The following is a 22,378-nucleotide window of genomic DNA, read 5'->3' as shown; positions in this document are numbered from 1 at the left end:
ATGCGCATCCCGTTTTGGGAGAATAGTTCCGCAGGACCTGTATGTCTTTCATTCCGGGCAGCGCTCCGCATGATGTTTTACGAGGCCGGCCATATACGCCATCTGTTCGGACGAATACCGCTGGTCGCAAGGCAGGGTCATTATGCAGGCCGACAAGGCGTGGCTTTGCGTGAACCGGTCGGGCAGGAAACCGCTGACATCCCAGTGAACCGGCGGAAAAATCGATTCGTTAAAAAGCGCCCGGCGCGTATCATCGCGATTGGCGGCCATCATCGGGAAGCCAAGCGGAGCCACCCCGTCCGGCAGCGTCGGAAACAGGGCAAACTCCTTCAGTTCGTCCAGCAGCACCAAATAATTGCGCCGCCTGGCCTGCGCGATCCTGTTGAAATCCGTTCCCCCCAGGAGTATACATCTGGACAAGGGACTGATGCGCGTGTAACCGATACGTTGGGCGTGTTCCGCCTCGCGGAATAAGGAAAACCAGTCGGCCGATGTGCCGCCCCGCTTATCAAAATCGGTGCGATGCGCCATGCTGAGCAGGGCCTTGAGCCAGGACGCCGAGGGTGTTTCAGCCGGCTCACGCCTCAGGCACAACTGACCGTCGCGCGCAGCCAGCACGGCGCCATCCGGAACCCCGGTATTTTTCCGGAAACTGTAGAAAACAAAATCAAACCGATCATCCGGCGAATAACCGGGCAGTGCCATGCCGGCATCTTTCACCAGCCGTGCTTTTTTTCGTTGCGCCTGTTCGACGATCGTATCATCCCCCGGAAAGCCGAAAAAGTCGATAACCAGCACAAGATCGCCGGCGTTTACGGCGTCCGGCGCGTGGGTGTCGGCGAGTTTCAAACGCCTGTTCAGCGCATAGAATTCCACGGGAATGCCGGCTTGCACGCAGGCGTCCACCAGGCTTTCGCAGCAGTACGACGGCAGCCAGACGCGTTCGGGACGCAGCATGTCAAGCAGCACATACAGGCACGAGCGACCATTTGCAAGAAATACGCCCGTCTCCGCAAGCGCGGCCGGAAACTGTCCGCCCGGCGAGACGGCGTCATCCACATCAAACCCGATAACTCCGCCAATAACCGGAACGTTCGGCCGCGCATTATTAGTGTTGTCATTCAGACCGCTCATACCTCAATCAAATCGTACCGGAAATCGGACGGCAAGGTCGTCTGGCACGTCCCCCAGGACAGCCCCCCACCATACCCGGACATCAATACGCGCCGCTCTCGGTCCCCCGGATGAGCCAGGCAGTGGGAAACCACGGCCATAGGTACCGACGCGCAAATCGTATTGCCGTAGTCCACAAGCGGCAGCGGCACGTTGTCCATCGATACCTTCAGCGAACGGGCAATGAACTGAATGATAAACCGGCTGGATTGATGAAACGCAAAACAATCGAACGAGTTCAAATCAGCCTGGGCGAATTCCGTCAGCTTGCGAATATCGCCGGCCACTTCGCGCGCGGTAAAATTAAACACATCCATCCCGTTCATTTTAAGATGATGATCAGAACGGCTTCCGCCCTCCGCCTGTTCCTTCATCGCAAGGGTTTGCTCGCTGGCCGGATTGCGATACCCGCCGGCCTCGACGATAAGATGCTCAGCGCCGGCGCCATCCGTATTCAGCGAAAAGCAGGTTTTCGCAGCTGGGGCCGAGGCCTTTTTCCGCAGGAGGGTCGCCGAGCCGGCATCACCCGCGAGCAGCGCGAGCGTTCGATCGTAGGGTGAAACGACCTTGGTCGCGGTGTCGCCCGCCAGAACGAGCACCGTCTCAATACCGTCCCCCTGCAAATAGCCGTAGGCGGTGGCCAGCGCATAAATATAGCCCGAGCAGGCCATGTGAATGTCAAAAGCCGCCGTCTCTTTTCGCAAGCCCAGCCGGTGTTGCAAAAGGCACGCCGTCGCCGGAGAAATATAATCGGCCGACTGGCTCACAAACAGCAGCAAATCAATGTGTTCACGCGGCACATCCATGCGCGAGAGCAGGGACTCCGCCGCATGAAAACACAAATCCGATGTGCAGGTTTGCGCGTCCGCAATGCGACGGCGCTCGACCCCGGTGTTTTTGATCGTGTTATTGATCGTTTCTTCGGAGAACCATTCGCCGCACGCCCGATTTTCGCGCACTGTTTCAGGCACACAGACACACATTCCGTCGATCGTGCCCAGCGAACAAGACAGTAAAGCCATAACGAACTCTCCGGCAGAAAAATGTCACCCTTCGATATGTTCGCGGCCGACCGCATCCATCAGACTGGCCACATCAGAGAGGCCGCGCACATCCGCGCTCGTAAGTTCCACGCCGAATTCCAAGCGCACCCAGGCCAGCAGGGAAAGTGTCGCGACCGAATCGAACCCATAATCCGAGAGGATCGACGCTTCCGACAATCCAGACGGTTCCACGTCGAGAATCTCTGCAACCCCCTCAATGAATGCTGTTTTTTTCATCATTTATCTCACTTTTTTTGTTACCGTCACGATATCGGGGTTAAAACGATAAGAGGCACTCTGACAGCGTTCACTGACCACGCAATATACATGGGTTCCCGCTCAAACGCAACTGTGGATTGGGATTGGGGCAGGGCCCCGAATTAACGGTCAGCCCTTACGAATCAACAGCTATGGCAATATCCTTTTCCTGGGATCATATTCAACGATGAGCGAGCCGTTTTGAGGTTCCTGGACACCGCGATGCCTAAGGGTTGAAAGACAAAGGCTCAACTTTTTTTCTTTCAGCCTGGTCATGGCTGCGATAATGATGACGGCAAAGGGGTGTCACTGATTTGGTTTCATCCTTAGGGCGTCGAAAAAAATGTGGCACAGGGGTGTCTGCGAGGAGACTCCGGCGCCAAGGGATAACTCGGTGCGGTAGACGGCTGTCTACATACACTCAAGCCGGTAGGGAATCCCCTTCCGGCTTTCTTTATGGCGTTCTTCATCACACAACCGCAAGTCATGCCAGTACAGGGGAAAAGGTTCTCTTACGCAGCATTGGACAGGTACTTTTGCCTGGGATTATTCTGGGATTATTGCGCGGGAATCTACACTTTCATCCTGTCTAAAGACATGTCCATAAACTCTTTGAGCAATGGAGAGCACCATTTTTCATTATGCCAGATCATAAGGACGGATGTTTCCATGTTTTCGACCGGCCACTTTAATCTGGCAAGGCTGCCCGATGAAAGTTCCCCCCGGACCGATATTTCAGGGCACAGGCTGATTCCAATGCCTTTTTTCAAACATGCCATCAGACTGTTCATACTCGAAAATGTATGGATAATTCCTTTGACGTTATTTTTTTCAAGCGCCCGCTTGAAAGCCGTTGGGTAACTTCAGTCTGTTTTGGGCAAAAGTAACGTCTGCCCGTCAATATCCTGATAACGTATATTTTTGAATTTGGTCAGAGGGTGGGAGGGACTTGAAACAAGAACAAGATTTTCCGTTCTCAGCATGCACACATTCACTTCTTTCAATTCGATTGAATCTGTTATCAAAAAGGCCAGATCAATTCTTCCCGAATTCAGTTCTTCCCTTAGGCGGCTGTCAGAACAGTTAATCAGGGAAAGGCTGACCGCTGGATGTTTTTCGTTAAATCCGGATACAATATCCGGCATATAAAACTTTGCCACCGTTTCGGGGATACGAATGGTAAGGCTGCCTTTTAGATTTTTGTCCGCACTTATCTCAGAGACAATCTCTTCTGTCATGCCTTCAATTCTACGGGCATAATCCAATAACTTCCGGCCGGCATCCGTCAAAAGGACCCTGCGTCCGATCCTGTCAAAAAGTTTTACGCCCAGTTCGTCTTCAAGTGATTGTATTTGAGCGGACACTGAGGATTGTGCCATGAAAAGCCTGGAAGCTGTTTTTGTAAAATTCAACGTTTCAGCAACCGCTCGAAAGGTTCTAAGATTTCTAAATTCCATCATTTTTATCCTATCGCCTGAACCGATTGTATGGATCGGAATAAATCGTTTGACCCGATTGATAGCATAGTTTAATTGATATTTACGATTAATTAACCATAAGGAGAATCACATGTCACGGATTATTGAAAACTCTGCTGCTGAAGCCGGAAAAAAAGCGGCTGATTATTTTGGCGAGAGATTGCATTGTGCCGAAGCCGTTACAACGGCCGTACTTGAAGCTCTTGGTGAAACAACCTCGGAAGCCAGGGCCCATGCAACGGCATTTGGCGGAGGATATGGGAAAACATTTTGTGAAGCCTGTGGCGCTTTGTCCGGTAGCCTTATTGTCATCGGGCATCTCCACGGCAGGCGCCTGCCTGGAGTTGACTGGGCTGTTCCTGCAGAACTCGGTGCTGAAATACGACACCTTTTCATATCAGAATTCGGAACAACAACATGCTCGGCACTCAGAAAACGGTTCGGCCAAGAGCAGCAAATGGATGAATGCAGAAAAATCGTTGAGAAAACAACCTTGCTGTTGCTGGATCTTCTTGGTGACATGTAGCCGTATTCACTCTTAAGCTGATCAAGCCTGCTGAAATAATACAATAACCGCCTTTAACAGACCTTCAATGATCGCGCCGAGATCCGGGCCTGCTGATCTGTTGTTTGCAGGCTTCTCTCATCTCCACAATGGCACGGACGGCTTTGTCATTGGCAAACAGTCGGTCTTCAGGTGACATCTTCAAAAACATGGCAACCAGACTTTTGTCCACATGTGAGCTGTTTGGAATGTTTGTGTCGTCGGCCATGAGTTCCCCGGATGTCGCTGTGCCAATGGGTTCGTACTGCCCGCCAAAACCTTTCTCTCTTCCATACACCCAAATATCGCTGAATTCAACCATAGTAAATTGTAGGGCCAAGTCGATCTTTGGAGACAGCCCTCATGGGCCCCGTGAATATCACACCGCTCGTTTTCCTGGCCGGTGAGATGTGCGTTGGACAATATCAGTCCACAACCACACCGACGTTATTGAGTCCTGTCACAACGCGTTCCAAAATCTCATCGAATTTGATGTAGTATCGTATCAGCCTGCGGCCCTTTGATTGAAAATCCGGTTTCAAGGCCATAAGTTCACGGGCCGCCTTCCGTCCTTCTTCAATTCTCCCCAGTTGTCCGAGTGTGGCCGCCCGCACAAGGGGTTCCCAAAAAAGACCATTCAATGACAACTTCAAGGCGTAATGATAGGCAGCATCATAGTCTTGGCTACGGAACGCATTGAGCCAGTAGGCATAGTACACGAAATGGTGGTTGTAAGGATTTAAGGCAAGTGCTTTTTCAAGGATGCCAAGGCCCTTTTCCCATTCCCCCAAAAGGGTCAGTATATAGCCGATAACGTCCAAGTAAAACAGGCAATCCGGATTCAGGGCAAGGGCTTGTTCGATTTCGATCCTGGCTGAAACGGTATCGCCGGCAAACATTTTGATCCCCGCTAAAGTGGTCCGTGCCCGCTGGTTGTCCGGATTAGTAAGGACGCCTTTTGCCGCATAGGCCATAGCGTCTTCCATGCTTATTTCCGTGTCGAAAAAATCGAGAGTGATATTATCCGCATGAAGGCGGCCGAGCATGGTCCCAACCTGTCCGCAATCCGGTTCATTTTCGGCAGCTTTCGATAGAGCCTCCAGGGCGTTGATAAAAGACTCCGGAGTGTTTAACCGATCATATTCGTAGTACTTCAATATGGCTTCATAGGTGGACAGATCATGGGGAGGTGTTGCCCGTGAATCTTTTCGCATGGCCCTTGCGACGGCCCCGTGTTCACCCCCTACGGCAAGGGCAATTTTATGTGTGATTTCTTCTTCAAGTTCGATGATTTTTGAGGGCTCACGGGTTATCTTGTAAGATTCTCCAAAAATTTGAATATGGTTTGTGTTATCGATCATATGAACGTTGACGCGGATATGGTTTGTCTCTTTCCGAATACTCCCGCTCACAACAAACCGGGCAGGGATGTCAGATGTTCTTCTGGCAGTTCCGTCATCACTGTACATCATAACCCGTATATCCTGGTAGCGGCAAAGGGCTATTGAAATTTCTGTGGCAAGCCCTGAGCCATAATAATTGCTTTCGACATTGGGTGTAAGGTTTTTAAACGGTATGACCAGCACGGTTGGCCAAGCTGTTTTAGATTTGCCGGCCTGTGGTGATGTTTCAATTGCTGCGGCTGTTTTTTCAGAGTTGCTCCTCCTGTAAAAAACGGGGACATAAGTGCCTTTTGGGATATTGATTTGCAGCGGGTCATTGATGCCTGCGGTGAGGTAATACCTCTCCATGGCTCTTCTGAGTTTATTGGCCTGGATGCTGACAATGGGATCAGTATTCTGATCGAAATTGTCGTTCCTCCCAAAGACCTGGGTAGCAATGGTATAACCTTTAAGCTGTCCTGATTCACCGGCAACGGCTTGCTGAATGATAAAATCAAGCAGGTTGCGTTGAGACTCTGTTGCATGAAACTCGTCGCTGATAGAGATAAGCTTATGCTGCAGAAGAATTTCCTCCACAGTGATTGAGTCCGTTATTTCGAGTGGCAACGCTTGATCACAGTCAGAACACTTGGACATTTGCACCCACCTTCTATTGTCAATATTTACTTTAAATTTAAATGGTTATAAATAATTGTTTATATATTGATTACCCTAAATTAGGTCCAAAAGCAATAATAATTATGTATACCAATTAAACTCAGTGCCACCCAAGCTGGTCAGAAATTGTTTTCGTTTATCCTGTTGATGAATTGTCATTCAATCAAGGTGCATAGAGATGGGGCAGAACCATGAGGATTTATCGGTCGTTATTAAACGGTTTCCGGAGCATGCAAATGACCTTGAACGGCACTATCGGAAGTCATCCAGGCTTAAGAACATATGTGAGGATTACCGCAAGTGCCTAAATGCACTCAACTACTGGGCACTGCTCAAAAACGAGGAAGCCGTGAAGCCTCATGGGGAATATGCGGCATTACTCTTCGAGCTTGAGTTTGAAATCATCCGCTTTCTCGAGGAGCATCAATGAATAGATTGGATAAGCTTAGAAAACCTTTCCAATGATCAGGGAGCGGCTATAGATATTCCCTTATAGCGAAGCATAATCAATCATAATTTAAAAAAGGATACTGCATTATGAAAAAACCACTGAAGCTGATTTCATTGACGATGTTATTTGTTGCCATGGCACTGGGAACGGCGATGGGTCAAACGAAAGATGTCATGGAAGATCTGATCGATTTTTCACCGGAACAGATCACAGCCCTTGCGGGTGTCGCCGAAGAGCAATCCGTAAAGCTACAGACCATTATCAATAAGATAGAAGAGGCTTCCGACCAGTTATTTATTGAAGCCGTCAAAGACGAAGGCCCCGAGGTCCCCAAGACGTTAAGGAAAGATCCTAAAAAAATCGACAAACTGATCCGGGAACTTGCATCGCTTGTCGGTGACATCCTGAAAACAAAAACGGAATACCTTTTGAAAGCCAAGGGGGTACTGACCCCGGAACAGAGAAAAAAGCTGATTGCTGATCTCGACTACCAGGTTGATTTTTTTAACGGAGAATCGCCCTTTTTATTCCGGCTTGACGACCTGGCGGAAATCCTTGACCTGAGCACCGATCAGATCAAATCCGCTATAAAACTTCGAACCGACATGATGGTGAAAGAGTTGAAAATGAAGATGGATATCGCGTTCCAGCTCGTTGACATCAAGGAGATCCTGGATTCGGATGAGCGACAGCCCGGTGATATCGATGACAAAGTCATGAAAATTGCCGACATCGGGGCAAAGGTTCTGATGAACAAAATTGACTATATCCTGAAATCAAGAAGCGTTCTTACAGGCCCCCAGAAACAGGAGTTGCATCAACTGGTTCTTTTGACTTTTCATGCAGCCTCTTTGATCAATTAAGGATTTGAATAGGAGAACACGATGATGACAAAAATCAAAAGCTGGATCAAAAAGGTAAGCCCTGCGGTTCTTTATGGGATTGCCGGGCTATGGGTTGCTCTGGGTATCACAGTCCCGGTTAGTGCTTGGGAACTCGGGCATTATTCGCCGGGCCTCATGAATGTCCGCGACTTCATTCAGCCCGCCGCCGGTAACTATTTTGTCTTGTACGCAATTAATTACAGCAGCGACACCGTCAAGGGCCGTAACGGAGACACGGTCAAAACGGTAACCAGCGGACCTCTCACGATCAATCTGGATATGGAAGTGGATTCAACGACACTTGTTCCGACCTTCCTGCATATTACTGACAATAAGATTTGGGGTGGCAACTACGGTTTTTTAGTGGCGCAGCCGGTCGGTAACCCTTCGTTTCAGGCATCTCTTGAATTGGCAAATGCCCCCCAGGTAGGCACGGACATTGATGAATCCAGTTGGGGCATTGGCGATACCTATGTCCGGCCCTTATGGCTCAGCTGGAATCGGGGACAGGTGGACCTTGGCGCGGCTTACGGGCTTTACATCCCCATTGGAAAGTATGATTCCGGTGCGGCGGACAATGTGGGCCTGGGCATGTGGACCCACGAATTCATGGCCAACGTGGCCTACTATGTGGATCAAGAGAAGGGAACAGCCCTCACATTGGCCGGGACCTATGAGATTCACCATAAAAAAGACGATGTCGATGTGACGCCGGGATCTCATTTTACGGTCAACTACGGTGTCAGCCAGTTCCTGCCTGTCACGGAAAAAGTCCTTTCCGAAGTGGGTATCGCGGGTTTTGGCCAATGGCAGGTCACCAGGGACAGGGGGAGTGATGCCCTTGACAAGGATGTCAAAGACCAGGTGTACGGGCTCGGACTCCAGGCAGGAATGGTCTATTTACCCTGGGGTGCCCAGGTGACGCTTAAATGGAGCCACGAATTTGAAGCAAAACACCGGTTTGAGGGTGATTTTTTTACGGTGACGGGTGTTCTGACATTCTAATGAAACGTTGGACGTTCGTTTGACTATAGCAGAAACATGTAAACTACTCGAACCTGAAACTGGTGAAAAATGAAAGCGTTTGTTCTCGATTCCAACGGTCCGATTCGGCCGGCAGACAAATACGACGCACCGGGGATGACGGCTGACAAGGCGGAGGTGGGGTTTCATGTGATGATCAAGCCGGCCGGATCGGCCTGCAACCTGGACTGCGCTTACTGCTTCTACCAAAGTAAAGCCTCACTCCCTGACGGCCCGGGTGCACAGCGGATGACCGATGAGACTCTGGAACATCTGATCCGGAGTTATATCCGGGATGTAACAACCGACGAGGTCGTGTTCACCTGGCAGGGCGGCGAGCCGACTTTGCGGGGTCTGGATTTTTTCAAAAAAGCCGTGGCCCTGCAGAAGAAGTACGCCAAAACCGGCCAGACGATCCTGAATGATCTTCAGACCAACGGTACGATGATTGATGAGTCGTGGTGCCGTTTTCTCAAAGAGAACGACTTTCTGGTGGGTCTGAGCATCGACGGTCCGGAACACCTGCACGATGCCTTTCGTAAAGCAAAAGACGGATCACCGACCTTCCGCAAGGTGATCCGGGCGGCCGGACTCTTAAGACGTTTCGGCGTACCCTTCAATGCCATGACCAGTGTCAACCGTTTGAATGCGTCGCATCCGCTTGAGGTCTACCGGTTTTTGAGAAAAGAGCTGGGGGCGACCCATATCCAGTTTACACCCGTTGTCGAACCCAGAGGATTCGAGCATACGGCGCCCAGGTGGCGCGAAGGATACCTGCACGACCCTCCGGAATCCATCGTGACGGACTGGTCAGTACGTCCGGAGGACTGGGGCACTTTTTTATGCGCGGTTTTTGACGAATGGTGCACCAGGGATTTGGGCCGTGTCATGGTGAATCAATTCGAGACACTGGTCTCGCAACACCTGGGGCTCGGGCCGCAGATGTGCGTTTATGCCGAAAATTGTGGAAAGGCCGTGGCCGTTGAGAACGACGGCAGGGTCTATTCCTGCGATCATTTTGTCTATCCGCAACACGAGATCGGAAATATTCATGAAAACCGTCTTCGCGACATCGTCCTTTTCAGGGGGCAGGTCAAATTCGGTTATGCCAAATCCGAGACCCTGCCCGGGTATTGCCGTACCTGTGAGTATCTCAGCGACTGCCGGGGTGAATGCCCCAAAAACAGGCTCCTTTGCACACCGGAGGGTGAGCCGGGGCTCAACTACCTTTGCAGCGGGTTGAAAGCGTTTTACGCCCATGCCCTGCCAAAAGTGGAGCGCATAGTTGCCGCTCTGAGGCAACAGCAAATCATGAACAATCTGTGAATTTAAACCCGTGTCCATGGGGCACAACGAAAATGGAGAATCAACCATGAACAAAAAAAAGCGTAAACTGATCAGGAGTGTAACTACATCATTGTGCGCCACGCTTGTCGGGGGCACCGTGATGAGTGCACATGCCCAAGACGCCCTGCCGTTCCCCGAACCGCCTATGGGCGGCAAGGTCGGGCCCACCATGCAGGAATCCGTGCACAAATGGCGTAAGGCACCCCAACGTCTACCCAAGGATGCCCCCAACATCCTCATTGTCATGTTCGATGACGCGGGGTTCGGCCAGGCAGATACGTTTGGTGGGGAGATACACACCCCGACCCTTTCAAAACTTGCCGAGCAGGGGATTTCCTACAACCGCTTTCACACCACGGCCATGTCCTCTCCCACCCGGGCATCACTGCTCACCGGCCGCAACCACCATCGGGTCGGAGCGGGCATCATCGCCGAGTTTGCCAACGACTGGGACGGCTATAGAGGCGTGATTCCCAAGTCTTCGGCGACCATTGCCGAGGTGTTGCGCAATTACGGCTATGCCACGTCGGCTTTCGGCAAGGATCACAACACACCGGTGGATCAGCTCGCTAACGGTCCTTACGACCGCACGCCTACGGGGCGGGGTTTTGATTATTTCTACGGTTTCCTCGCGGGTGAGACCTCCCAGTGGGAGCCCACGTTGTGGGAGAACACCACGCCGATTTCAATGCCGCATGTGGACAACTACGAAGACTTCCACCTGACCGAGGCCATGGCGGACAAGGCCATTACCTGGATGCGCCGACATCTCGCCGTAAACCCGGATCGGCCTTTTTTGATGTATTGGACGCCGGGCGCCGTGCATGGCCCCCATCACGTGGCCAAAAAATGGGCCGACAAGTACAAGGGCAAGTTCAGCGACGGATGGGACGCCTACCAAAAACGGGTCTTCGAACGTCAGAAGAAAATGGGTTGGATCCCGGCTGATACGAAACGGGCACCCCGCCCGGAAGGCATGGCTGCCTGGAAGGATATTCCCAAGGAAGAACGTGCTTTCCAGGCGCGCCTGATGGAGGTCTATGCCGGATTCCTGGAGCATACCGATGCCCAGGTGGGCAAACTGATCGACGAACTTGAGAACCGGGGGATTCGCGACAACACGATGGTTATTTATATTTTTTCGGATAACGGCGCCTCGGCAGAGGGCATCGAAGGCAGCGTGGCGGAACTCAACTCACAAAACGGAATCCCGAGCACGGTGGCCGAACACATAGCTGTGGCTGAGAAGCTGGGCGGGCTCGACGCCATCGGCGGTCCCAAGATGGACAACCTATACAACGCAGGCTGGGCCTGGGCCGGTGATAGTCCCTTTAGATACACCAAATTGATTGCCGCCGACTGGGGCGGCACGCGCACGCCCATGGTCATCTCCTGGCCCAAGCGCATCAAGCCGGACAAGACGCCGCGTCCCCAGTTCACCCACGTCAACGATATCGTGCCCACCATTTACGATGTCTTGGGTATCAAGGCGCCCAAGGTCGTCGATGGCCATAAACAGGATCCCATCGACGGTGTCAGTTTCGCTTACACATTCGACTCACCCAACGCTCCGGAGCAAAAGAAGACCCAGTACTTCGAGTGTCTGGGCAGCCGGGGTATTTACCACGACGGATGGATGGCCAGTACCTTCGGCCCCAAGAAACCGTGGGTCGCGCAAATGCCGAATCTTGCCCAGTGGGACCCTATGAAGGATCAATGGCAGCTGTTTGACACCAGCAAGGATTATTCGCTGATGAATGACCTGGCATCCAAGTACCCAGAAAAGCTTGAAGAACTTAAAGCACTTTTCATGAAAGAAGCCAGGGCAAACAACGTTCTGCCCATCGGCGGTTCCATGTACACCGGTCTCAACCCTCAGGAGATGAAACGCAGTTCAAATACGGAATGGACCCTTTTTGAAGGGATGACGCGTATTCCTGAAAGTGAAGCACCCAACGTGCGCAACGGCAACATCCGGGCCGAGATCGAGGCAGAAGTGCCGGAAAAGGTCAACGGCGTGATCTTTGCCATGGGCGGCTATGCCGGCGGCGTGAGCCTCTATGCCCTGGACGGCGTACTTTACTACGAGTACAGTGCCCTGCTGCTCAAGCGCGACAAGATCAAAGTCGGCACCCTGCCGGCCGGGGACGTGACCATTGCCTTTGAAATGCGCACGCCTCTGCAGCGGGCCGCAGCAGCCGATGTGACGTTCTGGATCAACGGCAAAGAGGCCGCCCAGGGCAAGGTTCAGCGCACCTTACCGGTCGTCTTCACCGCTTCGGAAACCTTCGATGTGGGCATGGACACCAGCTCCCCGGTGGCTGATGATTACTTTGACAAGGCTCCCTTCGCGTTCGAAGGCAAGCTGAGCAAGCTTTACTTCAAGAACCTGCAGGCTCAGTAAACGATTCATATAACCCCATCGGATGATGAGGGATGATAAAACCATTTGCCGGGACGTCCACTGTGGGCTTCCCGCAAATGGTTTGTCATGACCAAGGACAGCTTTATGAAACGAATAATGATAGCCGGATGGGGCGCTCTGGCCATTTGCATGACCCTGGTGGTGATGGCCGCCAGTGCCTCCTCGGCTCAACCATTGGACTACAATGTTCTTGCCGGGGAATGGGCCCGTCTGGATGGGAACTATACCCTTCGCGTTGCACATGTCATGTCAGACGGAACGGTGGATGTTTTCTACTTCAACCCCGGCGAGATCCATGTGGCGCAAAGCAGGGTCGGCACCCGCGAGGGGCGTGTCGAACTGTTCGTTAAACTGCAGGACAAGGGTTATCCGGATTGCACCTACACCCTCTTCTATTACCCTGAACAGAACGTGCTGGCCGGCGAATACTACCAGGCGGCTGTGGATCAGACCTATGAGGTGGTATTTGTAAGGAAATAGCCCCGATCACCCGGGCAATAAAATAAAGGAATTTGAAAAATATGAAAACCAAAGCAACGATGCGAATATTTTATGTGATGTTAATCACAGTCTTACTATTTGTTCTCCCGGGTGTGCTTACCGCCTATCAGGGCGACGGCGATGTCGAGCCCGGAGAAAACAAAAGTGACGAACTGAGAAGTGCGTCCCAGAACCCCATGGCAGACCTGATCAGCATACCCGTTCAGAGCAACACCAACTTTGATTACGGCCCTCTGGATAAAACACAGAACATCGTGAATATTCAGCCGGTGGTCCCATTCAACTTGAATGACGACTGGATGATGATCACCCGGACCATTTTACCGATCGTCCACCAGCCGGAATTCTATAACGGTCAGGGCAGTAAAGACGGTCTTGGGGATCTTAATATGTCGCTTTTTTTCGGCCCTGCCGATCAGGGGGACGTGATCTGGGGCGCAGGTCCCATTTTATCTTTCCCCACGGCGTCGGATGAACGGTTGGGGTCGGAAAAGTGGTGTGCCGGCCCGGCGGCGGTTGTTCTGACCATGCCGAAACCCTGGGTATTCGGTATTCTGGCCCAGAACCTCTGGTCCTATGGCGGAGACAGTGACCGTTCAAGCGTCAACCAGATGCTGATCCAGTACTTTGTCAACTACAACCTGCCAAACGGATGGTATCTGACGTCCTCTCCGGTTATTACGGCAAATTGGAAGGCTGACAGCGATGATAGGTGGACGGTACCGGTCGGCGGCGGTGTCGGAAAGCTCTCCTTTGTTGGAAAACTTCCCCTCAATATATCGGCTGCGGCGTTTTACAACGTGGAAAAACCCGACAACATCGGGCCACGCTGGACCATGCGTGTCCAGGTTCAGACACTCTTGCCCAAGAGCCTGTTTTAACAGGCCCGGATGAATGAAAGACCGTTCATAAATCACGGTGTGATTCAAACTGATAAGGAGAAGCAGATCATGAAAAGGAAATTTTTTTTGGGCGTGGTCTTTGTTGCCCTACTGGCTATCGTATCAGGCTGTCAGCCGACCAGCATGGGCAGTAAGACTTACAGGCAAGGCCAGGCCCAGTCGGCCATGGAAGTTTATTACGCAACCATACTCAGGGTGTCTGACGTTACGATTCAGCACGAGGAAACCGGCGGCGGTGCCATGGCTGGGGGCGTTGCCGGGGGGATTGTGGGCTCGACCATGGGTGGCGGCAGGGGAAGCAAGCTGGCAGCAGTCGGAGGGGCCTTGGCCGGTGCTGCAGTGGGTAGCGCCGCGGAACGTGCCGGCAAAACGCGTCCTGGTCTGGAGATCGAGCTTGAAACGGATGACGGCCGGATACTGGTGGTTGTCCAGGAAAAGGATGACGACTTTACCGTTGGAGACCGGGTCCGTTTGCTTAAAAGCGCGGACGGAAAAATGCGTGTCCGGCAGTAAATACGTTCGGGTGTATTTTTTATCGATCCGTTAGGCCAACGGATTCACAGAGTGACGTTTAAAAAAAGGAGATTGTTATGAATACGTCATATCGCATGGGGATACTCATTGTAATTGCTGTTACGGCAACATTGTTTTCCTGCGCCTCGTCCACGCCAAAACAACCCGGATTCCTCAAAGGGTATTACCAGTACCTGGAACACGGGCCGGAGGGCGGAGCCAAATTGAGATGGCAGAAACCCGGAACGGATTTTTCGAAATATGACAAAATCATGCTCGACAATATCGTCTATTTTTTTGCGGAAGATTCGGAGTACAAGGGGATTGAGGCTGAACAGCTTGTCGAGCTTTCCAACACATTCAAGCAGGAAATCATTGATGCCTACAAAGACACGTATCCAGTGGTAACCGAACCCGGTCCGGGTGTTGCCCGGTTGAAAATAGCCATAACCGGGCTCAAGCAGAGCAAGCCGGTTATCAGTGGTATATCCACGATCGTTCCCATCGGACTTGGAGTCAGTATGATTAAAAAAGGTTCGACAGGAGCCTGGACCGGATCAGGGAGGACCAGTGTCGAGCTGATTGTTATTGATTCTATGACCGAAGACGTGATTTCGGTGGCTCAGGATGAGCAGATTGCAGGTTTTACCGAAAGGTTTTCAAAACTCGGATCGGCAAAGGAAGCTTTCAAATACTGGGCGAAACGCCTCAGAGCCTTTACCGACCGTGCGCATGGCAAAATATAAATGGGTCGTACGACGGGGACGGTTGAATGTCTCCGGGGAATTCGCCAGAGAACTGACTTTTTAAGATAAACGAGGGTTTATCCCGAAAATGTGCCGATATGATCAGGTTTCCAAATAAACGAAACGTAATTCAAACGCGTTCCATGGGCCGGCTCACTATGTTGGCCGGGTATGCCCTGTTGATCTGGGCCCTTATGGCTATGAGTGTTCACGGGTATGTTGCCGATTTGGAGGGTATTGAATCATCCGTTGAAATGGAGCCTGACCAACCGTCCAAACGACTTCTTATTCTTCCCTATCCGTTTTACAACTCGACGATCGGAACAGGGGTCGGCCTGGCCGGTGTCGCCGAAGGGTATGGCCAGGACAGGATGCTGACTGTAGGCACGGGCCTGGTGAGTGCCCAGGGGACCTACATGCTGTTTATGATGGTCCGGAATTACAGGGCCCCGTTCTGCAAGCGGCTGATTATCGATCCCCAGGCCTCTGTGGGCCGGTATGAAAACATTCAGTCATACATCCTGAACAACCCGGAGTTCCCACAAGAAGATGCCGGAACCAACGATTCCAGCAAGGATAATTTTATTGAGGCCGATGGAGATGATATGTGGTTTGATGTAAGGCTCAGATATCTTCTGCCCATCGGTCATGGCGAGGATCCCTCCTTGCCCCGGTTTAAAATTATAAACGGGATCTGTGTTTCCTCTGATGACGATGTGGGATCCTGGAATCCCCTGAAAACAGGCCGGACCTATCTGGAGTTGACACCCTTTTACCGGAATCAGAGCCTGGATAATGATGAGGGCGATATTATTCAGAAAACGGCAGGGACGGATGTGGCGATTGTTTATGACAACAGAGATTTCAATCTCAATCCGTCCAATGGGAGTTCCCAGAGGCTCTATTATTCCTTTGACTGGGGAGACTTCGGGAGTTCACGGCCCTGGTCCGTCGTGGGGCTTGAGATGGATGACTATATCAACCTGGGCCCGTCGGAAACAGCCCGGCAGCGTGTGCTGACGTTCAGTTTCTGGACCACGGACTGCCTGTCATGGAACGACTCCCATACGGACAACGGTACCCTTGTCCATCATCGGCCACCGTCCTATAAAGGGGCGAACCTGGGGGGGCTGTTCCGGCTCAGAGGCTATCCAGCCACCCGTTTCAATGACCGGTCGGCCATTTACTACGGGTCGGAATATCGTCACACACTGCACTGGAATCCGTTGGAAAACGTGACTTTGGGCAACCGTCTTGATGTGGACTGGTTTCAAGTGGTGGCTTTTGCCGAACTGGGGCGGGTGGCGCACAACTGGAATTTCAGTGAGCTTCATTCAGACATGAAGGAAACACTGGGTGTTGGCCTACGCGTCATGGCCAACAATATCGTGTTGAGGGCGGATTTGGCCGCCTCACCTGAAGATGTTTTCGTGCAGCTTTTTATAGGTCATCCTTTTTAACAAACGGCTCTTGAATGCAAAAGGAACGGCTTATTGACACTGGAAAATATTCAATGGTTTTAGATAATGAGTTATAAGGATCATCCCAATGATTAGCAGCACGCTTAGATTTGTGTTTTCGCGCTGTATTTTTTCTATCGTTTTTGTTTTACTGATGACCACACGTTCCCTTGCCGAAAACACACCCATGTCTGACGACACTATGATCCAGGCCATGTTCGGGATATTCATTCTCGACGAAGACTCCACAACACTTAAGGATTCAACAGATAATCTTTCAACAGGGGTGTCTACATTACCAGTATTAAGCATTGTGGGCCAGATCCCCATTGCAACGGGCAGGGCTGTCATCGCTGGATTTGAGGCTGGCGGAGAGCTTTCATGGCTGAGGGATGAATCAAAAATCATCAGCAACGGCGGTGAGACCCTTGTCTACCTGAAGAATAAAATGGTGATGGGCAACGTCCTGATGGGTGGATTTATCAGTACAGATCCCGATGCGGCAGTCCGGTTGTATACGGGTGCTGGGGCGACTCTGAACTGGGGCCACATGGACGTGGACTCCGACTTCATGGAAGCAAGCGGTACCATTCATATCAATGAAACCGAATCGTCTTTCGGCTATGGCGCATATCTCCGCTGCGGTATCGATTTTATGCTTGCTGACGGTGGTCTGGTGGGTTTATGTGGCAAAATAAGTACAGCCAGACTTGATTATGAAAGTTCATTCAGTCGGGAAAGTTATAATGGCTTCCAGATCATGATGACGTATACGGCATCTTTAAGTGATCTGACGTATTGATAGAATTAATCTATGGAAAACATCATGAGGCGTATTATTTATTTTCTGATTCTTCTGCCTTTCTGCGTATGGGGTGCCGTTTCGTTATGGTATGGCAGCTGGCCCTCGGCCTTCTGTGTGGTCGTATCCTGTTCATACGCAGCGGCTCACTTGGGATTCATTTTAATTTTACCGAAAAAGCGTGTGGTTCTATCCTGCCTTTGTTTATTTCTTATCCCCTTGTCCGCATTTTTTCTGAGGCAGCCGGCCCATGAACGAAACTGGCAGCCGGATGTTGCGTTCATGCCCTATGTAGATATCACAGGTGATATCGTCGTTGTTCATTATGTTCGGAATATCGAATACATCACGGAGAAAGAATTCATACCGAGCTATGAAACCCGAGTCTACGATCTGTCCAAACTCCGGAGTGTGGATATGATCCTTTCGGACTGGGGGCTCAGGTACATTGCGCACACGATGGTCAGTTTCGGGTTTGACGATGGAAGATACCTCTGTTTTTCCATAGAAACGCGAAAGGAGGAAGGGGAGGAATACTCGGCGATCAAAGGTTTTTTCCGGCAGTTTGAGCTGATCTACCTTGCAGGGGATGAAAGGGATCTGGTTCGGCTTCGAACAAATGTAAGGCAGGGTGAAGACGTCTATCTATATCGCTTGAAGATCGCTTCGGTTGACAATGCCCGGAATGCCCTGATGGAATATCTGGAAAGAATCAATCACCTGCACAACCATCCAGAATGGTACAACGCCTTGACCGAAAACTGCATGACCAGCTCATACCGGCTAACCAGGAAACACGCCCTGCCCGAAAGGGCAAAATGGCACTGGTCAATTATCCTCAACGGATTTTCGGACCGGTATGCCTATGAAAAAGGAATTATCGACACGTCCCTTGCCTTTGAGGAACTCAAAAGAATAAGCCGGATCAATGCCCGGGCTGTATCGGCCGATGATGCGACCGATTTTTCACGGATGATCCGTGAGGGGCTTCCGGGTATGGACTGGTATTCCGAACTGTGAGGATGACATGGAAAAACGAATTGAAATTATGAACCACACCATAAAACAACATGTCCTGATAGGGGTCTTTTTGGCATTGGTTGCCGTGGTGTGTGGGTGCTCAACCCCTGTGGGCGTTTCCAGGGTGACAGTGTCAAAGGTTTACGATCAGATTAACATCAGCGCTCTTACAGCAAACACATACAGCAGTTACACTTCGGTGGTTCTGAGCCGTTATGGAATAAATGAACGAGGGTTTAAGAAAGACCCTGGGCTGCTCGTCGAACAACTCCACAAAATCGCCTGCCATGACGAACGACGGGATGTGCTTCTGGCTTTGTCGGAACTATGCCTGCTGACAGCCCGTAAAGCGGTATCCGATCGTCGTCGTGCCATGAAGCGACCGGTGGTGCCCCATGGCACGGCCCTTGATACCGATGCCTTTGCTGATGCCGATGAACAGGTTGACCCCAAGCAGTATTTCCTGGGTTCGGCCGTTTATGCCCATCTTTTTTTGATGGGTGAGGGCGGTGACCCCCCGCCTGGCGCTTTTGACAGGCGGTTCAGAATGGCCTGTGACCTTTATAACCGGAGTCTGGCCAATGTTCTGACATTTTCGGAAGGCAAGGTACGGCTCAAGGAACAATCCGTCCCTTTGCCGGTGGGTGAGATCGAGCTGATTCTCAAGAAAAAGGAAACTCCCTGGAATCCTGACGATTATTCCACCATTTATCCGGCGGATTCATTCGAAGTCCATGGATTGGATACCCGGAACAGGACGCCGGGGCTCGGTGTCCCCATCATCGCCGTTCGTAAGCGAACACCGGATAAACCCTTGGGGGGTGCCACCCCGGCCACTGTGTTTCTGGATGTCAAGGGGACTGTCCGTGACCTTGATAAGGGGATGTGCTCGGGAGAAATCAGTGTTTATTCGTTACAGGATGAAACCGAGATCGTGATCAATAACCGTAAAATCCCCCTTGAAATGGACTTGACCGTCCCGATCGCCTATTCATTTAAAGATCCGTTTTTGTGGAGCGTGGGTCGAAAGTTGTTCCGTCTTGGCCGAACTCTCTACGAACCTGGGATTTATCCGGTCCAGCCCTATCAAAAGGGTTTGATTCCACTGGTGCTGGTCCATGGCACCATGAGCAGCCCGGTGACCTGGACAGCGATGCTCAATGCTCTGATCGGCGACCCTCTGATCCGGAGCCGTTTCCAAATCTGGCTTTATTTGTATGACAGTGGAAAGCCGGTGGTTTTTTCCGCGTCCCATTTCAGGCAGTCCGTAGAACAGCACGTCAGCATGTGTGATCCTTCGGGAGAAGATTCCGCCTTGAAAAATATCGTCATCATGGGGCACAGCCAGGGTGGACTGCTGGCACGGATGACCGTGGTGGACACCGAGGAAACGCTGTTCAAGACGTTGACCGGCAAAACAATCGATGAACTCGATCTTTCACCGGAAGAAGAGACCCTTGTCAGGCAGTACACGGTGTTTAAGCCCTTGCCGGAAGTTCGCCGGGTCATTTTTATTGCCACGCCGCACAGGGGGAGTATTCTTGCCGGATCATTCATCCGTAAATTGGTTTCACGACTTGTCGCCCTGCCGGGGGAAGCCGTCCAGGCCGGTGCGGACCTGTTAAAGATTTCGGAGCGTCATTCTGTTCTGGAACAAATTAAAGTCAACATGGCACGAACCAGTGTCGACAGCATGTCTCCCGATAATCCCGGACTGCTCGCAATTGCTGAAATGCCGTTTCCGGATCATATCAAGGCCCACTCGATCATTGCCATTGACGGTGATGAACAACCCCCGGCCGGTGATGACGGAGTGGTCGCGTATCAGAGTGCCCATCTCGATGGGGTTGCGTCTGAACTGGTGGTACCCTATGGGCACAGCTGCCATGTGGAACCATTGGTTATTGAAGAAGTAAGGCGTATTCTGATTGAACATTTGAATGGAATGGCGTATTCGGGGTCAAATCGTTAGTGCGGCCGGGCAAGGTCGTGTAATCAAGCGGGTGAGAATCCCGCCCCGGAAGGAAGGCCACCCACCGGGTAGCGAGTCTTTGGAGGCTTTGTAGTAACATACAGCTTTAAGCGTAAGACAGCGACCAGGCAGGTTGTAAGCCGGAAGGTTGAAGGGATTGAGCCCCGTAAACGACGCGATGGGAATGACGACATAAGTAAAGAAATGGAAGTCAACACAGGTGCACCGATAATGGCAAGGTGTATTTGGTTCCCCAGAGTCGTAGACCATGGCATGCCTGACACAGTGATTGCACGGCAACCCGAGAGGCCCTGTGTCTCTTTCGAAGTGTGGAGAGTATGCCGGACAACTGAAGAGGGAGGAAGGCTACACATGGTAGCGCGGGTGAGAAAACATCGTCCGTCCGCAGAGACGGGGAAACGATGGAAACGAAACTGTTTCGCATCAGGGGAGAAAGCCCGTAAAGACAGACGGTTTTCATTCACCAGCTTGTATCATCTGATGAACGAGGAACTTTTACGGGAGTGCTTCGGACGGCTTAGGAAAGACGGCGCCGCAGGCATTGACAAAATGACGAAGGATCAGTACACCGAAAATCTGGCCGCCAATCTGACAAATCTGACGAGCCGGTTGCATCGCATGGCGTACAGGCCACAGCCAGTCCGGCGGAAATACATACCGAAGCCGGGTAGCACCAAGCAACGTTCTCTTGGTATACCGAGTCTTGAGGATAAGCTTGTCCAGGCGGGCATGGGAAGGATCATGGAGTGCGTGTACAAGCAGGACCTCATTGAAGACTCATATGGCTTCCGTCCGTTTCGGAGTTGCCACGACGCACTTCGGGCACTGAGCGACACTGTGGAAAACCATCCGGTCAACCTCGTCGTCGAAGCCGATATTAAAGGATTCTTTGACCATGTAAATCAGGAATGGCAGTTGAAATTCCTGTCCCACCGGATCAAGGGCAAGCGAATTCACCGTATGGTGAAGCGGTTTCTCTGGGCAGGGGTATATGAAGACGGGATAGTGACGGTCAGCGATGAGGGGACTCCGCAAGGTGGAGTGATATCTCCGCTTCTTGCAAATATCTATCTTCATTATGCACTTGATCTGTGGTTTGAGAAGAAATACTGCAAGACCTGAACAGACTATGCCAGGATAATCCGATATGCGGATGACTTCGTGGTGTGTTTCCAGTACAAAACGGACGCAGGGCGTTTTCACACGGAATTGGGTAAACGTCTGGGAATGTTTGGTTTTGAGGTGGAGCCGACGAAAACCAAGATGATGGAGTTTGGACGTTTTGCTGTCCAGTATGCCAGGAATAAGGGGGAAAGGGCTGAGACGTTTGATTTTCTGGGCCTGACTCACTATTGCGGGACACGCAAGGATGGCAAAGGGTTTCGAATGAAGCGAGTGACATCCCGAAAGAAATTTACCGCCAAGCTGAAGGCCTTCAAGGAGTGGCTGAAGAAGTCTATAAACATGAAGACCAAAGACCTCTGGGCCATAGCCAAATCCAAGTTGAGAGGGCATTACAGCTACTATGGAGTCACTGACAATCTGCACGGACTTACGAAATTTCCCAAGGAGGTTGTCATGCTTCTATTCAAGTGCTTGAATCGCCGAGGCAAAAGGAACTGCCTCAACTGGGAAAAGTTCAATGAGATGCTGAAACGATTTCCGTTGCCCAAGCCTTGGATTAGTCGATCCTGAAAAAGCCCTCGCTAAAATACGGGGGGCCATTTTTTTTGGCCACACGGCCACAATAAAGCA

Annotated in this window: 19 protein-coding genes and 2 pseudogenes; 15 read left to right on the top strand and 6 right to left on the bottom strand. The window is 51.4% G+C overall.

Going from position 1 to position 22,378, the window contains the following annotated elements:
• Nucleotides 1–48 precede the first annotated feature (48 nt).
• The 4 genes and pseudogenes from ACYQ11_RS20220 to ACYQ11_RS20205 form a co-directional block, all read right to left on the bottom strand.
• Nucleotides 49–1,134 (bottom strand): hypothetical protein, encoded by a 1,086-nt coding sequence (locus ACYQ11_RS20220; protein ID WP_459925638.1) that lies wholly within the window; start codon nt 1,132–1,134, stop codon nt 49–51.
• Nucleotides 1,131–2,195 (bottom strand): 3-oxoacyl-ACP synthase III family protein, encoded by a 1,065-nt coding sequence (locus ACYQ11_RS20215; protein ID WP_459925637.1) that lies wholly within the window; start codon nt 2,193–2,195, stop codon nt 1,131–1,133. The genes ACYQ11_RS20220 and ACYQ11_RS20215 overlap by 4 nt, the downstream gene beginning before the upstream one ends.
• Before the next feature lie 24 nt (nt 2,196–2,219).
• Complete coding sequence (locus tag ACYQ11_RS20210) at nt 2,220–2,456, bottom strand: acyl carrier protein (RefSeq protein ID WP_459925636.1); 237 nt, start codon at nt 2,454–2,456, stop codon at nt 2,220–2,222.
• Between the two features lie 590 nt (nt 2,457–3,046).
• Nucleotides 3,047–3,931: pseudogene (locus tag ACYQ11_RS20205) on the bottom strand (LysR family transcriptional regulator).
• 112 nt (nt 3,932–4,043) lie between these two features.
• Here ACYQ11_RS20205 and ACYQ11_RS20200 point away from each other — a divergent pair.
• Nucleotides 4,044–4,478, top strand: coding sequence for a C-GCAxxG-C-C family protein (locus tag ACYQ11_RS20200; RefSeq protein WP_459925635.1), 435 nt, complete (start codon nt 4,044–4,046; stop codon nt 4,476–4,478).
• A 64-nt stretch (nt 4,479–4,542) separates the two neighbouring features.
• Here the strand turns inward: ACYQ11_RS20200 and ACYQ11_RS20195 are convergent, their stop codons facing one another.
• Both ACYQ11_RS20195 and ACYQ11_RS20190 read right to left on the bottom strand, forming a co-directional pair.
• The gene (locus tag ACYQ11_RS20195; protein WP_459925634.1) at nt 4,543–4,725 is read right to left on the bottom strand and encodes a hypothetical protein; all 183 of its coding nucleotides are present in this window, start codon (nt 4,723–4,725) and stop codon (nt 4,543–4,545) included.
• A gap of 196 nt (nt 4,726–4,921) precedes the next feature.
• Entirely contained in the window at nt 4,922–6,475 is a 1,554-nt protein-coding gene (locus ACYQ11_RS20190; RefSeq protein ID WP_459925633.1) for a hypothetical protein, read from the bottom strand.
• Nucleotides 6,476–6,734: 259 nt separating this feature from the next.
• On the opposite strand from ACYQ11_RS20190, the gene ACYQ11_RS20185 reads away from it, so the two are divergent.
• The 14 genes and pseudogenes from ACYQ11_RS20185 to ltrA all read left to right on the top strand — a co-directional run bounded on the left by ACYQ11_RS20185 (nt 6,735) and on the right by ltrA (nt 22,318).
• Nucleotides 6,735–6,986, top strand: a complete 252-nt coding sequence (locus ACYQ11_RS20185) for a hypothetical protein (RefSeq protein WP_459925632.1) — start codon at nt 6,735–6,737, stop codon at nt 6,984–6,986.
• Between the two features lie 107 nt (nt 6,987–7,093).
• Nucleotides 7,094–7,870, top strand: a complete 777-nt coding sequence (locus ACYQ11_RS20180) for a hypothetical protein (RefSeq protein WP_459925631.1) — start codon at nt 7,094–7,096, stop codon at nt 7,868–7,870.
• A 21-nt stretch (nt 7,871–7,891) separates the two neighbouring features.
• On the top strand, nt 7,892–8,896 hold the full coding sequence (locus tag ACYQ11_RS20175; protein ID WP_459925630.1) for a SphA family protein: 1,005 nt from the start codon (nt 7,892–7,894) through the stop codon (nt 8,894–8,896).
• 69 nt (nt 8,897–8,965) lie between these two features.
• Nucleotides 8,966–10,240 (top strand): anaerobic sulfatase maturase, encoded by a 1,275-nt coding sequence (locus tag ACYQ11_RS20170; protein WP_459925629.1) that lies wholly within the window; start codon nt 8,966–8,968, stop codon nt 10,238–10,240.
• A gap of 46 nt (nt 10,241–10,286) precedes the next feature.
• Nucleotides 10,287–12,665, top strand: a complete 2,379-nt coding sequence (locus tag ACYQ11_RS20165; protein WP_459925628.1) for an arylsulfatase — start codon at nt 10,287–10,289, stop codon at nt 12,663–12,665.
• 105 nt (nt 12,666–12,770) lie between these two features.
• Nucleotides 12,771–13,166: a hypothetical protein gene (locus ACYQ11_RS20160; protein ID WP_459925627.1), complete on the top strand. Its 396-nt coding sequence runs from the start codon at nt 12,771–12,773 to the stop codon at nt 13,164–13,166.
• A gap of 41 nt (nt 13,167–13,207) precedes the next feature.
• Complete coding sequence (locus tag ACYQ11_RS20155) at nt 13,208–14,068, top strand: hypothetical protein (protein WP_459925626.1); 861 nt, start codon at nt 13,208–13,210, stop codon at nt 14,066–14,068.
• A gap of 69 nt (nt 14,069–14,137) precedes the next feature.
• Nucleotides 14,138–14,602 carry an outer membrane lipoprotein gene (locus tag ACYQ11_RS20150; protein ID WP_459925625.1) on the top strand — a complete coding sequence of 155 codons (465 nt, stop codon included), beginning with the start codon at nt 14,138–14,140 and terminating at the stop codon, nt 14,600–14,602.
• Nucleotides 14,603–14,679: 77 nt separating this feature from the next.
• Nucleotides 14,680–15,348 (top strand): DUF3313 domain-containing protein, encoded by a 669-nt coding sequence (locus ACYQ11_RS20145; protein ID WP_459925624.1) that lies wholly within the window; start codon nt 14,680–14,682, stop codon nt 15,346–15,348.
• A gap of 254 nt (nt 15,349–15,602) precedes the next feature.
• Nucleotides 15,603–16,808, top strand: coding sequence for a BamA/TamA family outer membrane protein (locus tag ACYQ11_RS20140; RefSeq protein WP_459925623.1), 1,206 nt, complete (start codon nt 15,603–15,605; stop codon nt 16,806–16,808).
• A gap of 88 nt (nt 16,809–16,896) precedes the next feature.
• Nucleotides 16,897–17,610 carry a hypothetical protein gene (locus tag ACYQ11_RS20135; protein WP_459925622.1) on the top strand — a complete coding sequence of 238 codons (714 nt, stop codon included), beginning with the start codon at nt 16,897–16,899 and terminating at the stop codon, nt 17,608–17,610.
• Nucleotides 17,611–17,892: 282 nt separating this feature from the next.
• On the top strand, nt 17,893–18,630 hold the full coding sequence (locus ACYQ11_RS20130) for an Lnb N-terminal periplasmic domain-containing protein (protein WP_459925621.1): 738 nt from the start codon (nt 17,893–17,895) through the stop codon (nt 18,628–18,630).
• Between the two features lie 7 nt (nt 18,631–18,637).
• The gene (locus ACYQ11_RS20125; RefSeq protein WP_459925620.1) at nt 18,638–20,602 is read left to right on the top strand and encodes an esterase/lipase family protein; all 1,965 of its coding nucleotides are present in this window, start codon (nt 18,638–18,640) and stop codon (nt 20,600–20,602) included.
• 204 nt (nt 20,603–20,806) lie between these two features.
• Nucleotides 20,807–22,318: pseudogene (gene ltrA, locus ACYQ11_RS20120) on the top strand (group II intron reverse transcriptase/maturase).
• Nucleotides 22,319–22,378: the final 60 nt, after the last annotated feature.

It is taken from the genome of Desulfatiferula olefinivorans, from assembly GCF_054657895.1.
The sequence above is the reverse complement of the archived record's forward strand: the minus strand, read 5'-3'. Positions and strand labels throughout refer to the sequence as shown.

Bases quoted from the DNA above. Each gene is read 5' to 3' on its own strand.
- ACYQ11_RS20220 (WP_459925638.1), bottom strand. From the start codon at position 1,134: ATGAGCGGTCTGAATGACAACACTAATAATGCGCGGCCGAACGTTCCG.
- ACYQ11_RS20215 (WP_459925637.1), bottom strand. From the start codon at position 2,195: ATGGCTTTACTGTCTTGTTCGCTGGGCACGATCGACGGAATGTGTGTC.
- ACYQ11_RS20210 (WP_459925636.1), bottom strand. From the start codon at position 2,456: ATGATGAAAAAAACAGCATTCATTGAGGGGGTTGCAGAGATTCTCGAC.
- ACYQ11_RS20200 (WP_459925635.1), top strand. From the start codon at position 4,044: ATGTCACGGATTATTGAAAACTCTGCTGCTGAAGCCGGAAAAAAAGCG.
- ACYQ11_RS20195 (WP_459925634.1), bottom strand. From the start codon at position 4,725: ATGGCCGACGACACAAACATTCCAAACAGCTCACATGTGGACAAAAGT.
- ACYQ11_RS20185 (WP_459925632.1), top strand. From the start codon at position 6,735: ATGGGGCAGAACCATGAGGATTTATCGGTCGTTATTAAACGGTTTCCG.
- ACYQ11_RS20180 (WP_459925631.1), top strand. From the start codon at position 7,094: ATGAAAAAACCACTGAAGCTGATTTCATTGACGATGTTATTTGTTGCC.
- ACYQ11_RS20175 (WP_459925630.1), top strand. From the start codon at position 7,892: ATGATGACAAAAATCAAAAGCTGGATCAAAAAGGTAAGCCCTGCGGTT.
- ACYQ11_RS20170 (WP_459925629.1), top strand. From the start codon at position 8,966: ATGAAAGCGTTTGTTCTCGATTCCAACGGTCCGATTCGGCCGGCAGAC.
- ACYQ11_RS20165 (WP_459925628.1), top strand. From the start codon at position 10,287: ATGAACAAAAAAAAGCGTAAACTGATCAGGAGTGTAACTACATCATTG.
- ACYQ11_RS20160 (WP_459925627.1), top strand. From the start codon at position 12,771: ATGAAACGAATAATGATAGCCGGATGGGGCGCTCTGGCCATTTGCATG.
- ACYQ11_RS20155 (WP_459925626.1), top strand. From the start codon at position 13,208: ATGAAAACCAAAGCAACGATGCGAATATTTTATGTGATGTTAATCACA.
- ACYQ11_RS20150 (WP_459925625.1), top strand. From the start codon at position 14,138: ATGAAAAGGAAATTTTTTTTGGGCGTGGTCTTTGTTGCCCTACTGGCT.
- ACYQ11_RS20145 (WP_459925624.1), top strand. From the start codon at position 14,680: ATGAATACGTCATATCGCATGGGGATACTCATTGTAATTGCTGTTACG.
- ACYQ11_RS20140 (WP_459925623.1), top strand. From the start codon at position 15,603: ATGGAGCCTGACCAACCGTCCAAACGACTTCTTATTCTTCCCTATCCG.
- ACYQ11_RS20135 (WP_459925622.1), top strand. From the start codon at position 16,897: ATGATTAGCAGCACGCTTAGATTTGTGTTTTCGCGCTGTATTTTTTCT.
- ACYQ11_RS20130 (WP_459925621.1), top strand. From the start codon at position 17,893: ATGCCCTATGTAGATATCACAGGTGATATCGTCGTTGTTCATTATGTT.
- ACYQ11_RS20125 (WP_459925620.1), top strand. From the start codon at position 18,638: ATGGAAAAACGAATTGAAATTATGAACCACACCATAAAACAACATGTC.